This is a genomic window from Microbulbifer sp. ABE4_465 (genome assembly GCF_056160765.1).
Window position 1 is genome coordinate 21471 of sequence record NZ_JBSWXV010000007.1, and the last position, 24582, is coordinate 46052.

General features: G+C 56.7%; 9 protein-coding genes. 2 read left to right on the forward strand and 7 right to left on the reverse strand.

Annotated elements, in window-relative coordinates; all coding sequences use genetic code 11:
• The first annotated feature begins 11 nt into the window (after positions 1-11).
• Entirely contained in the window at positions 12-3167 is a 3156-nt protein-coding gene (locus ACXAG1_RS12230; RefSeq protein ID WP_475119836.1) for an efflux RND transporter permease subunit, read from the forward strand.
• Positions 3168-3387: 220 nt separating this feature from the next.
• Complete coding sequence (radA, locus tag ACXAG1_RS12235) at positions 3388-4782, forward strand: DNA repair protein RadA (RefSeq protein ID WP_475119837.1); 1395 nt, start codon at positions 3388-3390, stop codon at positions 4780-4782.
• A 21-nt stretch (positions 4783-4803) separates the two neighbouring features.
• Here radA and ACXAG1_RS12240 read toward each other — a convergent pair whose 3' ends face one another.
• From ACXAG1_RS12240 to ACXAG1_RS12270, 7 genes are all read right to left on the reverse strand, one after another.
• A complete protein-coding gene (locus tag ACXAG1_RS12240; RefSeq protein ID WP_475119838.1) occupies positions 4804-5181 on the reverse strand; it encodes a hypothetical protein in 378 nt (125 codons plus the stop codon).
• 2 nt (positions 5182-5183) lie between these two features.
• Entirely contained in the window at positions 5184-6209 is a 1026-nt protein-coding gene (locus ACXAG1_RS12245; protein WP_475119839.1) for a hypothetical protein, read from the reverse strand.
• 101 nt (positions 6210-6310) lie between these two features.
• Positions 6311-8575, reverse strand: coding sequence for a TonB-dependent receptor (locus tag ACXAG1_RS12250; protein WP_475090847.1), 2265 nt, complete (start codon positions 8573-8575; stop codon positions 6311-6313).
• A gap of 312 nt (positions 8576-8887) precedes the next feature.
• Positions 8888-10333 (reverse strand): coniferyl aldehyde dehydrogenase, encoded by a 1446-nt coding sequence (locus ACXAG1_RS12255; RefSeq protein ID WP_475090846.1) that lies wholly within the window; start codon positions 10331-10333, stop codon positions 8888-8890.
• 157 nt (positions 10334-10490) lie between these two features.
• A complete protein-coding gene (locus tag ACXAG1_RS12260) occupies positions 10491-11486 on the reverse strand; it encodes an AraC family transcriptional regulator (protein ID WP_475093897.1) in 996 nt (331 codons plus the stop codon).
• Between the two features lie 98 nt (positions 11487-11584).
• Positions 11585-22189, reverse strand: coding sequence for an isopeptide-forming domain-containing fimbrial protein (locus tag ACXAG1_RS12265; RefSeq protein WP_475119840.1), 10605 nt, complete (start codon positions 22187-22189; stop codon positions 11585-11587).
• An 87-nt stretch (positions 22190-22276) separates the two neighbouring features.
• Positions 22277-24580, reverse strand: coding sequence for a M50 family metallopeptidase (locus ACXAG1_RS12270; RefSeq protein ID WP_475119841.1), 2304 nt, complete (start codon positions 24578-24580; stop codon positions 22277-22279).
• Positions 24581-24582: the final 2 nt, after the last annotated feature.

The window sequence follows — 24582 nt, forward strand, 5'->3', positions numbered from 1 at the left end:
GGAAATACTGCATGATTGAATCCATATTGCGCTTTGCCATCGAGCGGCGCTTGCTGGTGCTTTGCAGCAGCCTGATTATCGTTGCCCTGGGGTTGTGGAGCTATCAACGACTGCCTATCGACGCGGTGCCGGATATCACCAATGTCCAGGTGCAGATCCTGACCGAGGCGCCGGGCTATTCACCTCTGGAATCGGAGCAGCGGGTGACCTTTCCAGTGGAAACCGCGCTGGCGGGTCTGCCTCAACTTGAATATACCCGCAGCCTGTCGCGCTACGGTCTGTCTCAGGTCACCGCGGTATTTCGCGAAGGCACTGATATTTACTTCGCACGCAACCTGATCGACAACCGGCTTACTTCCATTCGCAGCCAACTGCCCGCAGGGCTGGAGCCCACCATGGGCCCTATCGCCACCGGCCTCGGGGAAATTTTTCTGTACACCGTCAGTGCGGCGGACGATGCACGACAGCCGGACGGGACGCCCTACGACAGTACCGCACTTCGGGAAATTCAGGACTGGATTATCAAACCGCAGCTGGCACTGGTGCCAGGGGTGACAGAGGTAAATGCCATCGGCGGATTTCGCAAGCAGTATCACGTCACACCGGATCCGCGGAAGTTGCTGACATTTGGCGTCACTATGGAGGATGTGATTACCGCGCTACAGCGCAGTAATCAAAACCGTGGTGCCGGCTTTGTTGAAGTTGGGGGAAATCAGTTACTGGTGCGTTCTCCTGGGCAGTTGGCGTCGATTCCCGATATTGAAAGCGTCGTCGTGAAACCCGCTGCAGGCAGCGAGCGCGATGGCTTCCTGGCCCCGGTCACCGTTGCCGATATTGGTAGCGTTGCGATCGGCAGGGAATTGCGAACCGGCGCTGCCACAGAGAATGGTCGTGAAACCGTGCTCGGTATGGCGATGATGCTGATGGGAGAAAACTCCCGCAGGGTTGCCGCTGACCTGGGTGAAGCCGTGCATAAAGTGCAGCATTCTTTGCCTCAAGGGGTAAAAGTTGAGGCCGTCTACGACCGCACGCGACTGGTAGATCGCGCCATCGATACCGTTCAGAAAAATTTGCTGGAAGGCGCGCTGCTGGTGATTGCGGTGCTGTTTCTGATGCTGGGGAATTTCCGCGCGGCGCTGATCACTGCCGCGGTTATTCCCCTGGCGATGCTCGCCACACTCACCGGAATGTTGAGTACCGGTATCTCCGCAAACCTGATGAGTTTGGGTGCACTGGATTTCGGGTTGATAGTGGACGGTGCAGTAATCATCGTGGAAAACACCACCCGGCGTCTGGCGCAGGCCAGTCATGGCCGCGACTCGGAGCTTCCACTCAGGCAGCGTCTGGACATAGTGTATAACGCCACCAATGAGGTTATCCGGCCCAGTGTACTGGGGGTGCTGATTATTACTCTGGTGTACATCCCGCTGTTTTCACTGACCGGCGTGGAGGGCAAGATGTTCCACCCCATGGCGGCCACTGTGGTTATGGCGCTGCTCGCGGCTATGGTGATCTGTTTTACCCTGGTGCCGGCGGCAGTGGCGATATTCCTGCGCGGGAACATTCGCGAGCGGGAGAATGTCGCGGTGCGCAGTCTGAAATCTCTGTACAGGCCGATATTGATTGCCGCCCTGCAGCTGCGCTGGCTGGTAGTTTCTGTGGCGCTGCTATTTGTGTTGTTTTGTGGCTGGCTCGCCACCACTCTGGGTTCGGAGTTTGTGCCACAACTGAACGAAGGTGATATCGCCACCCACGCCCTGCGCATTCCCGGCACGGGTTTGGAACAGGCGGTGAAAATGCAGAAAGAGCTGGATGTGTCACTGGGCGCAGTGCCTGAAGTCGCACGGGTATTTTCCCGTATAGGCACCGCGGAAGTCGCAACAGATCCGATGCCGCCCAATGTGGCGGATACGTTCATTACCCTGAAACCGCAATCGGAATGGCCCGACCCGAAGCTTCCTCGAGAGGAGTTGATCGAGCGTTTGAAGGCCGCGATTGAGGCGGTGCCAGGAAACAATTACGAATTCACCCAGCCCATCCAGATGCGTTTCAACGAACTGATTTCCGGGGTGCGCGCAGATCTGGCGGTGAAACTCTACGGTGACGATCTCGTCCAGCTGCGACGCTCCGCTGAAGAGATTCTTGCACAGGTGCAGCAGGTCGAGGGTGCGGCAGACGCCCGCCTGGAGCAGGTGGATGGTCTGCCAGTGCTTTCCATAACGCCGCGACGTATGGCGCTCGCCCAATACGGTTTGGACGCGGAATCTCTACAGGGCTACGTGGCCGCTGCTATCGGTGGCACCAGCACGGGACTCATGTATTTCGGTGATCGCCGTTTCGAATTGATGGCGCGGCTGCCGGAAGACATTCGACAGAATATCGACGATTTTTCCTCGCTACCGGTTCCCCTTCCCAATGGTGGCTTCGTTCCACTGGAAGAAGTTGCCGAGCTGACGTGGACGGAGTCACCGGCCCAGGTGAGCAGGGAAAACGGTAAGCGACGCATAGTGGTTACCACCAATGTACGTGGTCGCGATCTGGGATCATTTGTGCAGGCGGTGCGTGAGCGTATCGACTCGGAAGTGTCACTGCCCGCTGGCTACTGGCTGGATTACGGTGGCACCTTTGAACAGCTGCGTTCCGCCGGCGACCGGCTTTCCATTGTGGTACCGGTGACGCTGTTGATGATTCTGCTGTTGTTGATGATGGCGTTCAGCTCTCTGCGCGATGCATTGATTATCTTTACCGGGGTGCCTCTGGCGCTGACCGGTGGTGTGCTGGCGCTGTGGCTGCGAGATATGCCGCTATCGATTTCTGCAGGTGTAGGCTTTATCGCGCTTTCGGGGGTGGCGGTGTTGAATGGTCTTGTGATGTTGTCGTTTATACGTGAGCGCTGGCGCGAGAGTGGGGAGTTGTATACCTCAATCGTAGATGGCGCCATGTTGCGGCTGCGGCCGGTGTTGATGACGGCGCTGGTGGCGAGTCTGGGTTTTGTGCCGATGGCGCTCAATACCGGAACCGGTGCGGAGGTACAGCGGCCACTGGCGACGGTGGTGATTGGGGGAATTATTTCGTCCACACTGCTGACACTGCTTGTTCTGCCTGTGTTGTACCGATGGGTGCATGGGCGATCCCGCAAATTTTCCCCTGTGGCAGAGGGAGGGTAGAATTGTCGACTTTCCGGGGTTCCTTGTCTGAGAACTCCGGGCGCCTTGACCGGTATCTTCTCCCCGGGACACGCCGTAAACCCATCCATGGGGGCTCGGCTGCGGCCATCCGGGCCGCAGACGGTCCCGGGGAGAAGATCCCGATCAAGGCTTAATTTCAAACCCAAGTGCTACTTGCTACCAGTAGATATCTTGGGATATCCGGTACAGAGAGAAACCCTTGGCCAAAAAATCCAAAACTGCGTTTGTCTGTAATGACTGCGGAGCCGACTACACCAAATGGGCGGGGCAGTGTAATGCCTGTGGGGCCTGGAACAGTCTGAGTGAAGTGCGGCTGGGGCCTGCGCATACCGATAGCCGTGCGGCGAATTTTACCGACGCACAGGCGGGCTACGCGGGTGCCGCGGGGCAGGGCAAGGTACAGAAGCTTTCCGAGATTGATCTCAGTGAACTGCCCCGGATTCCCACCAATGCCAGTGAACTGGATCGGGTACTGGGCGGTGGGCTGGTGCCGGGTTCGGTGGTGCTGATTGGCGGACATCCCGGCGCGGGCAAGTCCACGGTACTGCTGCAGACCCTTTGTCATCTCTCGCAAAAGCTGTCGGCACTGTATGTGACCGGTGAAGAGTCCCTGCAACAGGTAGCCATGCGCGCGAAGCGTTTGGGGCTGCCGGCAGATCATCTGCAGATGTTGTCCGAAACCAACGTCGAGCAGATCTGTCTCACCGCCGGTGAGGTGAAGCCCAAGGTGATGGTGGTGGATTCCATTCAGGTCATGCATATGGCCGAAGTACAGTCCGCGCCCGGCTCCGTGGCGCAGGTGCGCGAGAGCGCGGCGTATCTGACGCGCTTCGCCAAGCAGACAGGAACCGCATTGATCCTGGTGGGCCATGTCACCAAAGACGGCACCCTCGCAGGGCCAAAAGTGCTCGAGCACATCATCGACTGCTCCATCATGCTCGAAGGCACCCACGACTCCCGCTTCCGCACCCTGCGCGCACACAAAAACCGCTTTGGCGCGGTCAACGAGCTGGGGGTGTTTGCGATGACCGAACAGGGTCTCAAGGAAGTCTCCAACCCCTCTGCGATCTTCCTGCAGCGCGCCGATGAAATCGCTGCGGGTTCGGTGGTGACTTCCGTCTGGGAAGGTACTCGCCCGCTACTGGTAGAACTGCAGGCATTGGTGGACGACAGCAGCCTCGGCAACCCGCGACGCGTTGCGGTGGGGCTAGATCAAAACCGCCTGAATATGCTGCTCGCAGTGCTGCACCGCCACGGCGGTGTCCTTGTGGGCGATCAGGATGTGTTTATCAATGTGGTGGGCGGTGTAAAGGTGATGGAGACCAGTGCCGATCTGACCCTGCTGATGGCCGTGGTGTCCAGCTTCCGCAATCGCACCCTGGACCGGGATCTGATGATATTTGGCGAGGTAGGTCTGGCTGGTGAAATTCGCCCGGTACCTTCTGGTCAGGAACGGCTGAGAGAAGCGGCCAAACATGGCTTCCGAAAAGCTATTGTTCCGGCAGCCAATCGGTTAAAAACCGATATTGAGGGGATGCAGGTGATAGCGGTGAAAAGCCTGTCAGAAGCACTGAGTGCATTGGATATGGCTTAGTTTTCTCTGGTACTGAAAAACCTAATTAGCAAAAAAACCAATGCTTTTAAGTAGCGCTAACAATGCCATGCTGAGGCCAGAAATCATGAAGGGCCAAAAAAAAGAAATTGCCAAAATCTTATCGAACCGGTTTGTATGTTTGTTCAATAGCTCGGAGTTGGCGTGGAGAAAAGAGACGGGGCTATTTTCTAGAATTTTGTGTATTTTTCTTGGTGTTGCGAGAGCTTGGGCGATGTTGATAATGTTCCAGCCGCTCATAAATTCCATGCCTAAATGCTGCTGAAGATCTGGATTTTTTCTCAGCTTTCGCCCGGTTACTTGTCCGAAAATCACAAAAAGAATACAGCTGATGAAGCCTGGGATGAAAGCGATTCCGAGTAATGCCGAAAATGTACTCATGACTATTTTAGGGCCTCCATAATAAAGTCGTACCAGCTTCCGCCGCTTTCTTGAACGAGACTATTCATCGCCATTGACGATCCTGCAGATACTGCCACAACGGCAACGCCGCCGACTATCAACCCCACCCAGCCGACGGGTGTCGCAATCATAAGGAGCCCAAGTGCTGCGGCACCAGCCTTAGCTGTAGCTACTCCTGTTATAGCACTCGCAGCGAAGCTGCTCGATTCGACGAAAAGGTCTCGCTCCCAATGCCCCCCAGCCTGATAGCTATTGTGGACCTTACCAACGCGGGACCCAAAATCAATCACGGCCAAGCCATTACCCAATAGTTTGGTGTGTTGACTAAGTTTGACTAACCTGTGTGCCTCAATTTCACTACTCAGCTGCAATTTCGCCACATTCCGGCTGCTGCGAGCGATATTGGTGCCGCGCTCGGCACTGGTCAGCGGTGTGCCACGGCGTGAGCGAATATGGCTGGTTACTACATGTAATTCCGCGCGAAACTGTGTCTGCATCCGGTTGAAGGCGGCGTGCGCGCTCTGTTTCAGCTGGGCCTGGTTACCCGCTTTGCTCTGCTTGGCATCCCGATAGGTGAGTAGCGCTACCTGGTACTCCTTTACCGATTTGGCAAAAGTACTGATTCGCTCGCCGTAGACACTAGTCGAAGCGCCAGCCAGGGCGATATTGTAATCCTTGAGTTGCTCCATCATGGCTGCTATCGCCAGTGTATTATCTTCACCAAAGGTTAGCGACAGCTCGGTAACGGGCTGGGATATGTGCTTTGGTGCCAGTAGCGTTTGGATTCGCTTGCCCTGAGCGTCGCTGTGGCCATTTAACAGGTACGGGGTGTTGGCTTTGGCAAATTTGGGCGTGGGGCAGTGCAGTTCGGTGAGCTGCTGGATGTTAACGCTACATGCCTGTTGAAGGGCGGGCGAGCTGAGGCTTTTGTTGCAGAGGTATACGGTACTCACTTTCAGATCCTTTGAAAATGTGCGAAACAGGAAGGCTGAAAATTTTACCGTCAATAAAATCGTTGTTGAAGCGAAATTCGGAGTATGAGCGTACCAGTCAGCGGTATCTGTGAGGGGTAGGCCGCTCGCAATTCGAGCGGCCTTCGGGCTCTGCTTTACATTTTCCAGTTAAACCGCAGCCCCGCGGTACGGGGTTGTCCCCATACCCCGTAACCCCAGTCTGCCCCGAGCGTATTCTGGTAAGTAAAATACTCTTCGTTGGTGAGATTACGGGCGAAAGCTTCCACGCTATATACATCGGAAGGTGAATGCCAGCTGACCTTGGCGTTTGCGAGGCCATAGGCGGACTGCATGGAATAGGGGTCGTTTTCTACCTGCAGGTAGTGATCATCCTGCCATGCATAATCGCCCTGGAATACGAGCTCGCCGTTGCTGCCCAGGCTCTGGTAGTAGCGTGCGACCAGGTTGTAGGTGAAACCCGGCGCGGAGGGAAGTTCGTTGCCGTCGAGGGTGTAAGTATCTGCGGCGACGACGAAGGACTGTTCGGAATCAAACTCGGTACTGAGCCAGCCTGCCCCGGCAATCACTTCAAAGTTTTCGGTAATCGGCGCGGTCAGCTCCAGTTCCGCACCGCTACCAGTGACATCACCAGCGTTGGTGATGACACTGCCCTCGGCGACGCTGATAAATACCTGCGCCTGAAAGTCCTGTACCGAATAGTGGAAGGCGGCGGCGTTCAATCGGTAGACATCGGCAATGGTGGTTTTCAGGCCCAGCTCGAAATTATCGATGGTCTCTGCGCCGACGGGATCGGTGGCGAGATCGTTGCGGTTGTAGCTGCCAGAAAAGCCACCGCTTTTAAAGCCGGTAGAATAGCTGGCGTAGGCCAGTGTCTTCTCGGACGGACGCCAGTCGAGGCCGATGCGGCCGGTGGTGGCCTGGTCACTCAGGTTCTTTTGTGTATCCACGGCATCGGCGTAAAAGCTGGGGCCGACATCCTGTGAAAAATCGCGCTGTTCTTCGGTATAGCGCAAGCCGCTCACCAGTGTGAAGGTGCTGCTGAGATCGTATTCAACCTGTCCGAACAGAGCCCAGGAGGTGCTGTCGAGGGTGACAATTTCCTGGTGCCACAAACCGTCCGCTGTTGTCGGTGCCTGGGTATTCAGACCTCGGTCATCCTTGTAGTAATAAGCCCCGGCTACCCAGTTGCTGTTCTGGGTTACACCATTCAGCCGGACTTCTTGTGTATATTGCTCCGCATCTACTGCGTACTGTTCGTCAAACCAAACTGCGGGGAGGCCGTCACCATCATCCTGCAGCAGCTTGTCCAACTCTTCGTAGGCGGTAATCGAGGTGAGGGTAAACCCTTCAAAGTCGTGGATGAGTGTGGCGGATGTACCGAAGGTGTCGATTCTGGTTGTCAGTCCATCGGCGGCGCCACTGGCGACATATTCGGGTCCGAAGTTCCCGTCTACCGCCTGTTCTCCCGAGATTCCTCCCAATCCCGGGTTCGCGCTGAAGCACTTTCCGTTTTGAATGCGCACGATAGAGCAGGTTGCAGCGCCAGCGTCCGGCGATTCCAGATATCCCAGATGGGCAAACCCAACAGATTGCTGATCAGCACTGCTGCCGTGAAGGTTTAACAGCAGGCTACTGTGATCCGCGAGGTCGATCTCAAGCTGTGTACGGTAACCGTAGCTGTCGGTGTCGTTGAGTTTCTCTCCAGTTACCACATTGGTTTGCCAGCCGTCATTGTGTGTGCTTTTGACGGCGACCCGTCCGCGGATATTTCGGTGCAGTGGGCCACTCACAGTACCTTCGAGGATACGTTCGGAATAGCTGCCATAGCTGGCGCTCGCGGTCGCCTCCAGCGTTTCAGTGGGTTTGCGCGATACATAGTGCACCAGACCACCGGTGGTATTGCGGCCGTACAGGGTACCCTGGGGGCCGCGCAGCACTTCCACGCGCTCCAGGTCAAACAGTTGAATGGCGGAACCCGCGGGGTTGCCGCGATAGACATCATCAACATAGATGGAAACCGGAGATTCCCAGGAGTCGGAGAAATTCACCAGACTGATGCCACGCAGGCTGACGGAGGGGCTGGACGCTTCGCCGAAGATGGCGAAGAAATTCATGTTCGGCACTTGCTGGGTAATATCCAGCCCTTCCTCGAAGCCCATTTTTTCGATGGCATCACCGGAAAAGGCGCTCACCGCAACGGACACGTCCTGCAGGGACTGTTCGCGCTTTTGTGCGGTGACGGTGACTTCTTCGAGAACGGATTGCTGGGAGAAGGCGCCGCTGGCGGTGAGTGTGCCGGCGAGTGCGATGGCTACGGTGAGCAACTTGCGGCCGGGCAGGGTGCATGGAAAAGCTTGTGCGTCAGAATGGTGATGGTTGCTGCGTTTTGGTGCAGGCATATTGTTCTCCTTGTGATCGCGCGCGTTCCGTAAGAATCCGAGCTGGATTGCGCGATTGAATAGCGGGCGTCATTGCCCAGAGTGCACGGTGATATTGCATCGCCGCAATGGTGCTGGAAGTTTTCTTAAATGAAATCCAGAAAAAAGAGCGCCAGACTGGCTAAGCTCTGGAAATACCCTACCAAAAATTACGGTTTTATCGCAATTTTGTTTCGGGTTTGAGGGGGCGGGCTTGGAGGGAGAGATATTGAAACCGTATTGCGAAGGTGAAATTTATTCCCTTCGCAATACGTGGAAAATCAGGTGCTTGCGTTACTTGGTTAAACGCAGCATCAGCTTCATCATTTTATTCGCCAGATTGCCGTAAGGTGGCATCAGCAATTTCAGTGGATCCAGCGGGCCCTGATAGAACACCGGGCGCAGTTTGGAGAAGGTCAGGAAACCTTCGTAGCCGTGGTAGTGGCCCATGCCACTTTCGCCCACACCACCGAAAGGAATATCGTGCTGGCCAACGTGCAGTACGGCGTTATTCACGCTGACTCCTCCGGACATCACGTGATCAATGTAATAGTCCCGCAGTTCCTTGTCTTTGGTGAATGGGTAGATCGCCAGCGGACGGTCGCCGCTATTGATGTAGCTGGCCACTTCTTCGCGGTTTTTGTAAGTCTTGATCGGCAGTAACGGGCCGAAAATTTCCCGCTGCATTACGTCCATGTCTTCACTGACATTGACCAGAAGGTGCGCGGGGAATTTTTTCAGGGTGTCGTTGCGGTCACCCTGTCCGTCGGTCAGGTCGATTGCGGTCGCGCCTTTCGCCAGCGCATCGTCAAGGGTGCTCCAGATACGCTGGAAGGATCGATCGTCGATTACCGAGGTGTAGTCCGGGTGCTGAATATCCGGATAGCGCTTTTTGAAAACGCGTTTCGCTTTTTCCACAAACGCATCGACCTTGTCTTCCGGCAGTAACAGGTAGTCTACCGTCGTGCAGATCTGTCCGGCATTGAACAGCTTCCAGAACAGAACCCGCTCTACGGCGGTATCGGTGTCGTAGTCGGGACCGACGATCGCCGGGGATTTGCCGCCAAGCTCCAGGGTAACCGGGGTCAGATTTGCTGCCGCTGCGGCCATAACCTTGCGCCCGGTTGCTCCGGAACCGGTAAAGATCAGGTGGTCGAATTTGAGGGTGGAGAACTCTATGCCGACGCCGCCGGTCTCCTCGAGAAATACCAGTTTATCCTGGGGGAAATAGTCGCTGCTGATACGTTGCAGCAATGCAGTGAGGTTGCGGGAGTTTTCCGACATTTTCACCATGGCGCGGTTGCCGGCGGCAAAGATATTGATCAGCGGCCCGAAGGACAGGTTGATCGGAAAATTCCACGGCACGATCACGCCCACTACACCCAGTGGCTGCGGAATGACCTTGGTCGATGAGGTCGGAAACGCGGTGATGTCGATATGGCGTCGCTGGGGCTTCATCCACTTCTTCAGGCGCTTGATGGTGTCCTTGATACCATCCAGCGCGGGAAAGATTTCTGCGAACAGGGTCTCATGATGAGAGCGGTTACCGTAGTCGCTGCTTACCGCCTGCACCAGTTCGTCCTGATGGTCGCGGATCATCCGGGCCAGGGATTTCAGGTCTTCAACCCGCTGCTGGTAGTTGGGGGCGGGGTTGGCCAGGTAGGCCTGGCGCTGGTTGGCCAGCAGGTTTTCCAGGGTTGCGGTTTGGGCGCCTTCGCTGGTCAGGGTCTGGGTATTCATCATCGCTTACCTAACTGTGTTTCCGGTGATACCTGGGGCGGTGTTCCGGGATAGATGCTGGTCAGTTTTGCACAGGATACGGGTTTTCCCCGGAAGAGAGTTGACCGAAGGCGTCGGCAAATTGACAGATCGCGCAACCTCGAGCCTCGCTGACTGTTTAGTCGGACCTTTGGTGCAGCCAGGCTCTGGGGCTGGCGCCCATGATGCGCTTGAAGGCACGGGTCAGTGCACTGAGCTGACTGTAGCCCACCAGTTCCGCGATCTCGGTCAGTGAGCGGCTGCCTTCCAGTAAGTAGGTACACACCTGCTCCACGCGGGTGCGGTCCAGTAGTTGCTGAAAACTGGTGCCCTGCTGGTTGAGACGCAGCTGCAGCGTGCGCGGTGCCATGTTCGCGCTGTCGGCGACCTTTTCCAGGGTCACTGGCCCTCGTGGCAACAGGTTGGTAATGGTCCAGAGTAACTGTTCCTGGAAGTCATCCAGTTGCTTTTTCTTCAGAAAATCATTGATCAGGCCGAGCATTTCCGGGTTTGCACCGGCAACGGGGCGCTGCAGCAGTTCCCTGGCAAACGCGATCCCGTTGTGCTCCTGCCCGAATTGCACCGGGCACTGGAACAGTTCACGGTAGGGTGCGAGTCCTGCGCTCCCTGTCGGGGCTGTACCGCACAGCTGGACCGAGCGCAGGGCGACGGGCTCGGCGAGAAGAAAGCGGATCAGATTAAATCCGCTGGCCACCAGATTGTCACTGTGCTGGCGGGAAGCGGCGGAAGGACCGGCGAACTCGTAGCGTGAACACAGGTAGGCGGTATCCGCCGACTCCTCCAGCCATACCTTCAGCCCCTGGGCCGTCTGTCCAATGGAGGAGGTGATCGTCTCCATGGCATCGCGCAGGGTCGGGCACTGTTGCAGCAGCAGGCCGATGGTGCCGAGGGCGGCAATACTCTGCTGTTGGGCCAGCTTGAGGCCGAAGTGCGGGCAGCCACTCAATTGAGCCCCCAGTTCCAGCAGTTCAACCTTGCTCTCCATCGGGATCATCAGGTCCGGACGATCCAGATAATCCGCAGGCAGCGCAAGGCGTTGCAGCAGTGCCCCGGCATCGACGCCGAAACTGCCAAGCAGAGACTTATAACCGGTGAGCGCGCTGGCGCGGACCATTGGGAGCAAGGGGGGCCTCTCGAATTCTGAATCTCGAGGCATGATACCCAACCTGCTCCCAATATTGCGATAAATAGCGCCTGCGCAGTTTACAGCTGCTATTCGCTACGTTGTGGCTCACCAGACTCTTCGGCGACCTGTTGCGCCAGCGCCGCGAGCAATGGCGAAACACGGGATTCACGCATTTCCCGGCCGATCTCATCCAGTTGTTGTTGCAACTGACTGCGCTCCCCGTTCAGATTCAGGGGCTCGTCCCCAGAGGGTGAGGACTGTAACGGAGATGGCAGAGGCTCCACTTCCGGTGTCCAGTACGGCGCGCCTGCCGGCAGTTCTGGACTGGCTGCAGGCCGCTGGAAATCACCAAAAATGGAGTTGTCCCGGAAGCCCGCGAAATCGCGGTGCATTTGTAGCGGGCTGGATTTGTGTGAATCCTCCGGGGTGCTGGTATCGATACTCAGATCATTGCCAAATACCCTCGACCAGTCGTTGGGGTAGTAGCGCCCTTCGACCGAGCCAAATGCCGGGTCGTAGTGATCGCCACTGCGCCCACCCTGCAGGTTGCTTGAAACATTTTCCGTTTCTTTGGAGATCAGGCGGCCGTGCAGCTCTGGTGCCTGTCGCTGCCACTCCCGCGGCGGGTAGATATATTCCGGATACAGCTGAGAAAGGGTGATGTTGTCGACGTTGGTGTCGTTCTCGATTTCTGTCTGGTCCGTATCGATATTGTCGTCCGGATTCTGATCCCGGCCGTGGTTGCCATCGTCGCCGATAGTGGCCGTGTTTTCCGTCTGCTGGATTGTGGCATCCAGCGGGTAATTCACGGTGACGGCAAAGGTGATACTGCCCTGCTCGCCGGGTGCGAGCGTTCCCACATCAAAGGTGTAGGTATCACCGGAACGGACCCAGCCCGGGGTTGAGTTGGCCGCATCAAAGGTAGAGTTGGGTGGCAGGGTTTCCGTGATCACCACGCCCGTCGAAGTGGCGTTGCCGCGGTTGCCATAAGAGAGCGTATAGACGATGGATTCCGTCGGGCGGGGCTCGACGTCTTTGTCATCCTTGTCGATAAACAGGTCGACAAACTCGATTTCAAATGTCTCGCTGTCGGAGTTGTTCGATGGGTCGGGGTCTGCACCATTTGACCCGTCGTCGGTGATGGTCACGATATTGGTCTGTGCGCCGACAGTTGCGGGAACCTGATCCTGAACCGTTGTGGTCAGTGTAAGACTGACACTGTCACCGGCATCGAGATTGCCAATATTCCAGGTCACGGTGCCCGCTTGCGTATCGACGATTCCACCGTCACTGGCCACGAAGTCGGTGAATAGCGACTGATCTGGCAACTGGTCCGTAACCACCACGCCGGTGCCGTTTTGATTCCCCACATTGCTCGCGACGATGGTCCAGCTGATGGTATCGCCAGGGTTTGCCGGGTCTTCAAAATTCTCGATCTTGTCGATTTGATAGTCCGGCGCTGCGAGTATGACAACAAACGGATCATCACGGTCAAGAGTAGTATTGTTTCTGATGTCCTGATCTGGGCCACTTTTTCCATCGTCCTGTATATTTGCAATGTTGGTAAAGGATTGCAGGCCGGACGGTAGCGGATCTGGAATGATTACCGCAAACTGAATTGACCCGGTCTCCCCTGGAGAAAGCACTCCGACATCGAAAAATAGCTCGTCACCGATGCGAGACCACCCCGGTGTGGAGTTACTTGGATCAAAGGTAGTTCCTCCCGGAATGGTTTCGTTTATGGCCACTCCTGTGGCAACTTCCGTTCCTAAATTGGCGTATTGAATGGTGTAGGTAACAACATCACCGGGGAACACGACGCCGTCTTCATCATTGACCGCTTTATTGATTGCTACATCTACATAAGTAATGTCGAATTCAGCGGTGTCTGTATTGTTTGCCGGTGAGGGGTCAGGTCCATTGGCGCCATCATCGTTTACCGTTACGGTATTGGTCTGGGTTGGGACAGCCTCTCCATCAGTTACAGGAAGCTCCCGAATTACCACCGTCGACAACGTAAGTGTGACGGTTTCCCCCGCCTCCAGTTCACCAATATCCCAGGTTACAGTTCCCGCTGCGCGATCGACGACACCGTCATTACTGGCAGAGAACACCAGAAAATATTGAGTGTCAGGTAGCGTATCGGTGACCATTACACCGGTACCGTCCTGGTTGCCTTGGTTAGTAATTTCGATCGTCCAGCTCACCAGGTCGCCGGGGTGTGCGGGGCTGATGAAGTCATTGATTTTGACGGCCACGTAGTCCGGGGCTGCGGCGATCGGGGTTACTTCGTTGTCCGTATTGTCATCCGTATTCTGATCGGGGCCGTTTTCGCCATTGTCATCGATGCTGGCGGTATTGCTGGTTTCTACCACGCCGGTTGGAATCGGATCGTTAAAGATCACGGCAAAGTCGACACTGCCGGTTTCGCCGGCGGCGAGAGTGCCGAGGTCGAGGGTCAGGATATTGCCGTTCTGCACCCAGCGGGGATCCGAGTTGGCGGCATCGAAGGTCGAGTACTCCGGCAGCGTTTCGGTAATGACTACACCGGTCGCTTCCTGCGTACCGTTGTTGGCGTAAGTCAGGGTGTATACCAGCGTATCACCCGGCTCTGCGGTAGCCCCGCCATCGTCTTTGTCGATGGACAACTCCACATAGGTGATATCGAACTCGGCATTATCGGTATTGTTGTCCGGCGTGGGATCCGGACCGTTGTTGCCATCGTCGTCTACAGACACCGTATTGGTTTGCGTGGGAATGGTAACCGGCACCGAGTCCACCACATCGGCGCTGAGTGTCAGGGTGATAGAATCACCGGCGGCGAGGTCACCGATGTCCCAGGTTACGGTGCCGGCATTCAGATCAATCACACCGCCGTTGCTGGCGGTGAAATTGGTGAGCAGGCTGGTATCGGGCAGAGTATCGGTAACCACTACACCGGTACCATCCTGATTGCCCTGGTTACTGATTTCGATTGTCCAGCTAACGCTGTCGCCAGGTTGCACCGGGCTGGTGAAGTCGTTGGTTTTTACTGCGACATAGTCGGGCATGGCGCCAATGGGGGTTACCTCATCGTCGGTATTATTGTCGGGATTCTGGTCGGGGCCGTTGCCGCCATCATCTTCGATACTGGTGCTGTTGCTGGTTTGCGTCACCGTCGATGGAATCGGGTCGTCGAAGATCACGGCAAAGTCGACACTGCCCGTTTCTCCCGCAGCGAGGGTACCCAGATCCAGAGTCAGGGTATTGCCATTCTGCACCCAGCGCGGGTCCGAGTTTGTGGCATCGAATGTAGTGTAGTCGGGGAGTGTCTCGGTAATGACTACACCGGTCGCTTCCTGGGTGCCGTTGTTGGCGTAAGTCAGGGTGTATACCAGCGTATCACCCGGTTCCACAGAAACGCCGCCATCGTCTTTGTCGATGGACAGATCCACATAGGTGATATCGAACTCGGCATTATCGGTATTGTTGTCCGGCGTGGGATCCGGACCGTTGTTGCCATCGTCATCCACGGTCACCGTATTGGTTTGCGTGGGAATGGTAACCGGCACCGAGTCCACCACTTCGGCGCTGAGTGTCAGGGTGACGGAATCACCGGCGGCGAGGTCACCGATGTCCCAGGTTACGGTGCCGGCGTTCAAATCAATGACACCGCCGTTGCTGGCGGTGAAGTTGGTAAACAGGCTGGTGTCGGGCAGGGTATCGGTGACCAGAACACCGGTGCCATCCTGGTTGCCCTGGTTACTAATTTCGATTGTCCAGCTCACCGGATCACCGGGTTGCACCGGGCTGGTGAAGTCGTTGGTTTTTACCGCGACATAGTCCGGGGCTGCGTCGATGGGGGTGATATCCGTATCGGTATTGTCATCGGGCGTCGGGTCGGATCCGTTGCTTTCGTCGCCGTCGATGGAAACGGTATTGCTCGTCTGTTCAATACCGGCCGGAACCGGATCGATGATGGTAACTACCAGACTGACGGAGCCGTTCTCGCCGGCGGCAAGATTCCCAACGTCAAACGTCAGCGTGTCGCCGTTCAGGACCCAACCCGGGTTGAGAGACGGGTCATAGGTGACATATTCCGGCAGGCTTTCAGTGATCACCACTCCCGTGGCCGGGAGATTGCCGCGGTTGCCGTAATTGATGGTGTAGGTAACAGTGTCGCCGGGTGCGGCGGGGTTATCGGCATCGATTCCGCCGTCGTCTTTCGTGACGAACAGGTCGACCGCTTCGATATCGGCGGAGACCTGGTCGCTGACGTTGTACTCACGCTCGATATCGCTGTCGTTACCGCCTTCGGGTGTATCCAGTGACGTGTAATCTGCAACGGTGGTATTGGTGGTGGTCTGACCTATGGCTGCGGGATCGGTGGTTACCCGTGCATCGATGGTGATGGTGACGGTGGTGGTGCTGTCGATTTCACTGATACTGATCGACAGCAGGTTCGCCGCGGAGTTATCCACAATCGTCGGCGAGCCGCCGGTCACATCAATCTGTACATTGTCTACCGAAGCGATAAAGGGCGGAAGCGTATCGCGAATGACCACGTCGTACGCATCGGCGCCGCTATTCGGGTCCAGTTCCACGGTGATCTGGTACTGTGCCGGCCCTCCCAGTGTCAGGGGGGGGCTGGTCAGCAGTTGCTTGTCGATCATCAGCAGCGGTTCCACTACATCGACGGATGCACTGGCAGTGGCGCTGCCATCAAGGGTGCCTTCATTGTCGGTAACGAATTGCAGCTCCACATCGTTGGGGAGAGTGGTGCCCTGAACATTGGTGGGGATATCGGTGACGCGCAGGCGATAGGTGAACGTAATGGTTTCTACGGTGCTGTTATCCGTGTCGGTGTTCTCCACGGTACCGAAGTCCACGATTAGCGTGTTGTTGGCGGCATCGTTGACCATGGTGACCTGATTCAAATCGATCGACACGGCATCCGGATCGCTGGCGACAATGCTGACCAGATCCACGAACTCGAAACCTGGGCCATAGACATCGGTAATGCGCCCGGTAATGGAGGCTTCGGGCAGTGCAACGGTCACCGAAAAGGTAACCACTTCGCCGATGGTGGCCTCGCTATCACTATTGAGGTCGTCATTCTGCGAGGTAGAAACCAGCACTTTTTCCACGGTGGGAGAATTTACCGTGATAACGGTGTCATCACTGACGGCGTAATTGTTGAGCCCATTGCCCTCGCCGTCACTCCCATCGCGCTCGCCGGCGTCCCCATCAGGGCCGTCCGCATCCAGGCTGCTCCAGCGGAGGTCGGTGTCATTGAAAATTTCTCCACCCGCGATGGTGTTGGCGAGTGTGCCCGTGATGGTCAGAGTCACGGTGGTTCCGGGGAGAATATCCAGCTCCGATTGCGGATCGATTAACAGTCGATTATTTACATCGTCATGAACGAAAAAGTTGGTGACATCGGAGCTGCCGCCGGCCAGTTCCAGCGTTGCACTGAAACCTGTAATTACGAATTCGTCCGGCAGTTGATCTGTGAAGGAAACATCGTAGGCGGTAGTGCTGCTGCCGTCATCAGGGTTTTCCATCACGATGGTGTAGGTGATTGGGTCGTCGTTGTCTCCCGTACTGGGGGTCGCGGATTTATCGATCAGTAACCGAGGCTCGATCACGGTAATGTCGGCGGTCTGGGAAACCGCCTGATCGTCAGGGTCGATCTCACCGTTGTCATTGGAATCCCAGATAAAGGTGGCGGTGTTGGTCAGGACCGTTCCGTCCTGATTGCTGGCGACATTCAATACTCTGACCGTATACTGCAGGGCGATGGTGTTGGCACCCGGGTCGTTACTCGCATTACTGTTGGTCAGGTTGCCGAGGGAAAAGGTAATTTCCCCGGTGGTACCTTCGGGCGGAGGGTTCAGGGTAGCGGGATCCGTCAGGTCTCCCGGAAGGTCGGAGGTAATATTGCTGCCGACAATCACCTGGTCGAGACTGACAAATTCCAGTCCCGGTGGCAGCAGGTCGGTAATGGTGGCCAGAGGGACCTCGCCTTCCGGAATATTGAAATCGGATTCATAGCTGGCGGTTTCCCCAATGACTACTTCGGTGAGGCCGTTAAACGGATCCTCTATCGAGCTGCTGGTGACCTGCTTTCCCTCGGCCAGAATGGATGTTGTGGTGAACGAATTGGAGCCGATTGCGCGGTAGTCGTTTAGATTACCCAAACCGTCAACGCCGGTGCGCTCATTCGGGTCCTGTCCATCGATGCTGGTCCACTCGGCAAAAGCGACGTTGGTGATGGTGGTGCCGGGAACAATAAACGCGTCCACCGTTGCGGAGAATTGCAGGGTCAGGGTTTGTCCCATTAACAGGTCAAAGGTCTGGTTCGTCGCCATGGAGATGGTATTTCCGTTCACCACGAACCGGTTAAATACATCCACCCCATCCAGTGTCGCGCTCACCAGGGTAACGCCGCCCAGCTCAGACGGCAGCGTATCGGTAAAGGTCGCGTCCCATGCATCGGTTTCCGAGGTGCTGGCGTGGGAAATGACCACGGTGTAATCGATCTGGTCATTCGCATCGATGCGCGAAGACGCCGATGAAAAGGTCTTTTCGACCTGAAGTTGCGGTTCGATTACCGTAATATTTTCCGCCGAAGCAGTCGCTTGTACAGTGGGGTTATCATCCCCATCAGCGGTGCTGTCCCAGGAAAATTCCGCGCGGTTATTCAGCGTGTCGCCACTCTGGTTTTCAATAATATTTTGTACCAGCACCTCGTAGGTGATGGTGATGGTTTCGCTGCTACTGTTATCCCGATTGACGTTGGTAAGGTCGCCGAGATCGAAGGTAATCTGCTGGCCGTTTTCGTTAACGATCAGGTCACTCTGACTCCAGGGATCGCCGCTGCCATTCTGGATGTCTCCTGACGCGCTTACCGAAACGATATTGAGAAATTCCAGCCCCAGATCCAGGGTGTCCAGTATCGAAGCGCTGGGTGTTTCACCTTCGGCGATTGTCAGGGTGAGGGTATATTCGGCGGTTTCACCGATAACCGCCTCATCGTCAAGATTGTTTGCTGAATTAATGCTGGTGCCATCCAGTGATTTGCTCACCGTATTTGCACGGATAGTAACCGCAGCATCGTCCTGCCAGTTGGCGTTTGAGTTACCCTCGGTGTAATCGTTGCCCTCATCCACGCCACCGTAAGCTTCAAGCGTGGCGGTGTTTATAATTTCCTGATTAGACTGGACATCGCTGACGGCCTGTAAGTCATAAGTAATAACAATAATATTGCTGCCGTCGGCGGTATTGCTCGCGTCCGGGTCCCGACCCTGGTTTAGTGCGCCCTCGGTCGATGAAGGATCGTCGATGACGATGCCACTGCCAAACAGATCCCCGCTAAACGTGAGGGCAGTCCCGCTACCGGTGTACACCTGCAGATTAAGGTCGGCCGCGTTGCCACCGGGGTAGTCGAAACCGGGAGGAAGAATATCGCTGATTGCAATATTGAACGCATCGGAGCCGCCGGTATTTTCCACGGTGATGGCAAAGCGCACCAGGTCGCCGGCATCTACCTCACTGAGGTTGGAGTCGATAGGAATCGCGCCGAGGTTATCACTGGTGATCAGCCCTCCAGTCCAGGGTGGTGCTGTAGCAGTACCGGGCTCGGCGAAATCCACCGGCGCGTTCGGGTCCGGATCAAACACACCATTGCTGTTGTTGGTGGAGACAACGCCTTTGGTAAGGCTCAGCTCCGGCGACAACACCTCCAGCTGCACCGCATCCGGATCCAGCACCGTGGTGCCGTTGGTGTTGGTGATGGCAATGGAGGAAACATTGGTCAGCGACAGACCGTCGGTGAAGGGCTGATCCTGTACCTGTACGGTGAATAGCAGCTGGACGGTGCCGCCATTGGAGTTGTCCAGACTGGAAGGATCGAAATCCCAGGTAATGGAATTGTTGCCGGTGTCGGCGCTGGTGGTGGTGCGGGAGCCGTCGAGATAGCCGGGCGGCCAGTTACCGAAGTCCGTGTTGGGGCCAAACCCCCACTCGTTGACCCCGGGAATACTGGCGCCGTTACCGGTATCGATGAAGGTTGGTGCCTGTGCCAGAAACACAGGCAGTGGCAGGTAGTCGGTTACACTGATTCCTTCAAAGTCGATGGTACCAAGGTCGATTTCCAGGGCAAAAGTAACGGTATCGCCCACACTGATGTCATTGAGATCCGCTGGGTCAGTACTGTCATTGACCGCGAATACCGATTTACTGGAGTTTGCGCTCTGGATAACGATTTCTTCGCTGCTGCTGTTTTCTACCGTCTCACCATTGGCGGAAACCGCTGTCGCGGTGAGTGTTGCCTGGTTGCCGATTACATCCAGCGCATCGACCGAGCCACCGGGACCCACGTACTGTTCGCGAATGACCGCTTCATAGGTGATGGTGATGGTGGTAGTACCCTGGGTGACGCCATCGGCAAATAGATCGCCGTCGAGGCTGCCATCGGTGAGGCCCTGGTCGATCAGTTGCTGGGAAATATTCACGTCCACAGTGGTGGAACCATCACCGTTGATCACGACCGAGGAGTTGCCCGCAGCCACCGGCGACGGGCCAAAATTGCTGCCATTGAGTGACAGGCTTATGGAAATAGAGGCGGGGTCCACTTCAATACCGTCGCCAACCAGGTCACTTACCGACAGATTGTCCAGCGACATATAGTCGGAGACCTGCATGGTCAGGGTGTACTCGATCGTATCCCCCGGGGTATAGCCCGGTGTGCCCGTGTCGTTCACCAGGGAAACATTTTTTTGCAGAGCGCTGGCGGTGGCAACGATCTGTGCATCGTCGCTGCCACTGATATTCATGCTGTCGTACACACCGGTGGCGGATGCGGTATTGAGTACCACATCGTCTGCCGCATCATTGACCACAATCGGATTGCCGTTGGCATCCACCTCCGGCACGTAACCGGAATAGGTGATAACAATATCGTTGTCCGCCAGGGTGCCCTCAACGGGCGTCAGAAATGTGACAACCAGTTCCGAACCTACCTGCGCCCCTACCGGCGGTTCCGAGATTGTATAGTCGGTACCTTCGACCAGGGTGCTGCCGACTGCGCCACCGACGCTAACGGTCCCCGGTTGGTAGTAGAAATTTTCCGGAATCTGTTCGGTGACGACGAGGTTTTGCACCGGGGACATATTGGCGATGTCCACATTTACTCGCCAGGTGACAGGCTCACTGGGGCCGGTAACGGTTTCGCCATCGTCGCCGATCGATGCGTTGTCCCCGTCGCCATCCACCGCCACTTTGTCCACCAGCATTACCGTGGGGGTAATCTGGGTTTCGATGGGCAGAGCCACGATCGCCTGATCTGTGTCCGGGTTATTGAGCGGGTCGTTGCCGTAGGCAAATCCCGGGCGGACATAAATTGGAATCGGCACGCCCACCATAGCGCCGGCAGCCTCATCAATCAGCAGGGAAACATCGAGTTCGTAGGCGGGCTGGTCCGGGGTAAACGAACCGAAGGGCAGCTGGATTGCATACCAGGTCGCGCCCTCCTCACCGGGGGGCAGTGAAATATCCCCGGTCTGATTGAAATCGTAGGGGTGGTAGTCCACCGGATTACCGCCACTGTCTACCCACTGGCCGTTTTCATAGGTGTAGGTTTCTACCTTGGCACCGAGCAGCCCACTGACATTATCAACCTCGAGGCCGGGTCCGACGACAATGTCCATAAACGGACCGTAACCGGTGGTATCGCCGGCATTGTCGAAGGTGAATGTCATATCGGTGGACTCGTTGATAAAGTCCTCACTGGGCCCGTCCACCGTGGCGGTGGGGGTGGCAACCATCAGCCCTTCCCAAGAACCTTGAAGCAGCTTGGAAAAAATAATATCGGTTTCCACATCTCCCCGGTTCTGCTCCAGTTCCCAGTCACCGCCACGCAATGCACTGCCGGTGGCATCGTCCGAGGCGGCGACATCGGCACCGGTGAGATCCGCGATCTGCGCGATAAATTTTTCCCCAGTCAGGCTGTAGCCGGTATTACATCCGTACAGCAGGATATCGGCACCGCTACTCAAGCTGCTGGACCAGCTCTGTAATTGCGCGCGGTGGTTGTTGCCTGCTTGTTCAGGCGCGCGCTCGTAAGTGGCCTCGGAGTCGGTATCAGACAGCGAGGCGAGCGACAGGGTGTCCGCGCCGACATCAATGCCGCCGGCACCGCCATGGGAGATCAGGTGAATGGCATCAAATGTCTGGCCGCTTTGCTGGATCAGGTCGGAGACCGTCTGCAGGGTGTTGCTGGCGCCGAGCGTCAGTAGTGTCACACTGCGTTCGCCAATGGTGAGCTGCATCGCGTCGCCGTGGGTGTTCACCTCCGAAGACTGCTGCACCAGGTCGTCTACCAGCGCTTGCGCATCGTCGAGTCGCAGATCGATGACGACCAGCTCGGTTTTCGCCGCGTGCGATGCGTTTAATAGTCCGGCAGACATTTGCTCGGCAAAACTCTGCTGGCTGTTTTCCTGCTTGTCTTTGTGTGTGTCGCTGCGCAGGGTTATGTCATTCCCGTCCGCCGTATCGGCATCGCCAGGACTTACCGTCTGACTGACATCCGCAGCTACCGAGGCATCCAGTAGTACACGTTTTTCCAGGGTGCGGTGCAGGCTGCTGAGCCGGCGACCGTGCTGACTAATGGCATTGGCCAGGGATGATCTGGAAAACTCATTGAATTCCATGGAATACCTCTTTCCTTGCGGTAGCTGTCGGTCATCGTCCTGATGGCCGGGAAAATTGCTTCAAAATATCGTGCTTACAGCGCGCGGTCAGACACCGCTCTCGCGAATCAGTACACCGGCAACCCGCTGCGTCAGCAATTGCAGAAGACTTACCGGCTCGCCAAGCAGTACCAGATGGCCGGTACGCTGGGCACTCATCGGAACGGATGGCCCCGAACTGGCGTCGTCACGTGACGTTTGGGGTACATCAAAAAGAATCAAATGCAGCGCCTCGGCAGAGCGGCGCGGGTCGTCGGCCAGTGATTGCAGAGGGCCGCCGTTGACGGAGGCGAGCGCCGGATCCTGGATGCGCCGCGATGCAATCTGTTCCACCGCAAGTACCGTCACCGGAACCGGTTGCCATTGGCCAGAGAGAAACAGCCTGCCTTTCCGCTCTGCGGTGTCAGCAACATTCAGACGCTTATTCTGTTGTGCTTGCGCATAGGCGCGGCCCGCGAGGCTGCGACGATCGGCGATGGTCAAAAACGGCTGATTGAGATCCAGAAACTGATCTGTACCGAGCCCTGGCAGTACCCAGTCCACGACGCCGGAAATTTGTGCCGAAACTTGAAGTTGCCGCTGCTCGGTTTCCAGTGCGCGCAGCAACTGGCGCTTGCTCAACAGGTCCTGCAGGTAGACCCCGTCGAGGGCGTCCAGGGTTTCGGCAAACCCATCGCTGTGCTGGCGGCGTTGTAGCAGGTTCAATTCGGTGCGAGTGCGGGCAATACGGTAGGCCAGCTCGTCGTTATGAAACTCGGCGATGATCTGCCCCTCGGTCACCGCTTCTCCGCGCCTGACGAAGCGGCCCAGTGTCGCGCCAGCGGGGGCCATGGCCTTCTGCTCTGCGGAGAAGTAAGTGGCCGCGGGAATCTGCACCGGCCAGGGTAACGGGATCAGCAGCAGGGCGAGAAGTGTGAAGATGGTGAGCAGCGCCCAGGGCCGGAATAAACTTAACCATCGGCAAAGACGCGGAATCAGTGGTGTCTTACCCTGTGAACTCTGCATCAGTTCCTCTCCCGATTGTGATCTCGACTGGTCGCCGTCGCGCCTGGAATTCTGCTCCTTCAGGTAACCCAGAAAACCGGAAATCTCCCGGAAGGCGGGCACGCAAAGCAAAAGGCCAATACACAACAGGAACACCAGTATGCCGGCGGCCTTGAACAGTAACTGGTAAGCGGCGTAACTGATAAACGCAAACACCATCAGCCGATATACAAGACTGGCGAGCCCAAACAGAATTAGCAGTTGTTGCCGGCGACCGGAGGGGGCTGGGTAGTGGCGCACCAGCCGTGACCAGATCCAGTGACGCAGGCTGGTGTTTGCGGTTTGCTGAAGATTCTTTTCGCCGGTGTAATCACTCAACAGGTAGTAGCCGTCGAATTTCATCAGCGGGTTGGCGTTGATCATCAACGTGGTTAATAGCGAAGCGGTAAACAGGTAAAACATCAGCGCACGCAGTGGGCCGTCGTCCAGCAGGCACCAGGCCAACGCGGCGGCGACACCGAGGGCGCACTCAAAGGTTACCCCGGCGGCGGAAATGTGCAGGCGCGCTTTGCGAGGCAGGCGCCAGGCATCGGTGATTTCACTGAACATGATTGGCATCAGCGCGATCAGCCCGACGCCGATACTGTTGGCGCGGATGCCGTACAGGCGCGCTACGCTGGCGTGACCCAACTCGTGCACCAGGCTGAGCAGCAGATAGCAGAAAAAGAAAATGACCGCGCCCACCGGATTCCAGCCCGCGTCGAAGTAGGCAATAAATTCAGACCAGTGCTGACCAACAGAGACGGCACAGAAAAGCACCGTGCACGCCAGCAGCGCGTAAAACCAGCCTGCGGCGGTGGCGCGGGCGAGGGGCAACAGTAGCCGGCAGCTCAGGTCGGGGACAAACAGCGGACGCCGCCAGAACAGGCTTTTTTGCAGTTTCACCAGCCGCTGCTGTGCCCTGCTCACCGATGCGAGCTTTGCAGACAGCGCATCACTACTGGTCTGCAGAAGTTCATTGTCTTTGACAAAACGCACCACGGATTCAATTTGCCGTGGATCGATTTTGCAGCCCTGCTGAGCGGCAATTTCCGCCGCAACCTTCTCTGTACTGCCCAGGTGCCAGAGCTGCAGCACCAGTACTTCCAGCTCGCCAAGTTCCAGGTACTGGCCCCGCAAGGGGTCGAATAGTAGCCAGGTGTGAAAGCGATGATGCTCGAAATTCCCATGATGCTGGTCGCCCTGCTCGTTGCTGCGGTGAATTTGCAGGTCGCTGCGCAGCGGTGCCCAGCAAGTGCACGGTGTGCTCCCCGGAGAATCTCCGTTAGCGGTGGTGGAGGCTGGATCGTCGAATGATTGTGACTGCACCG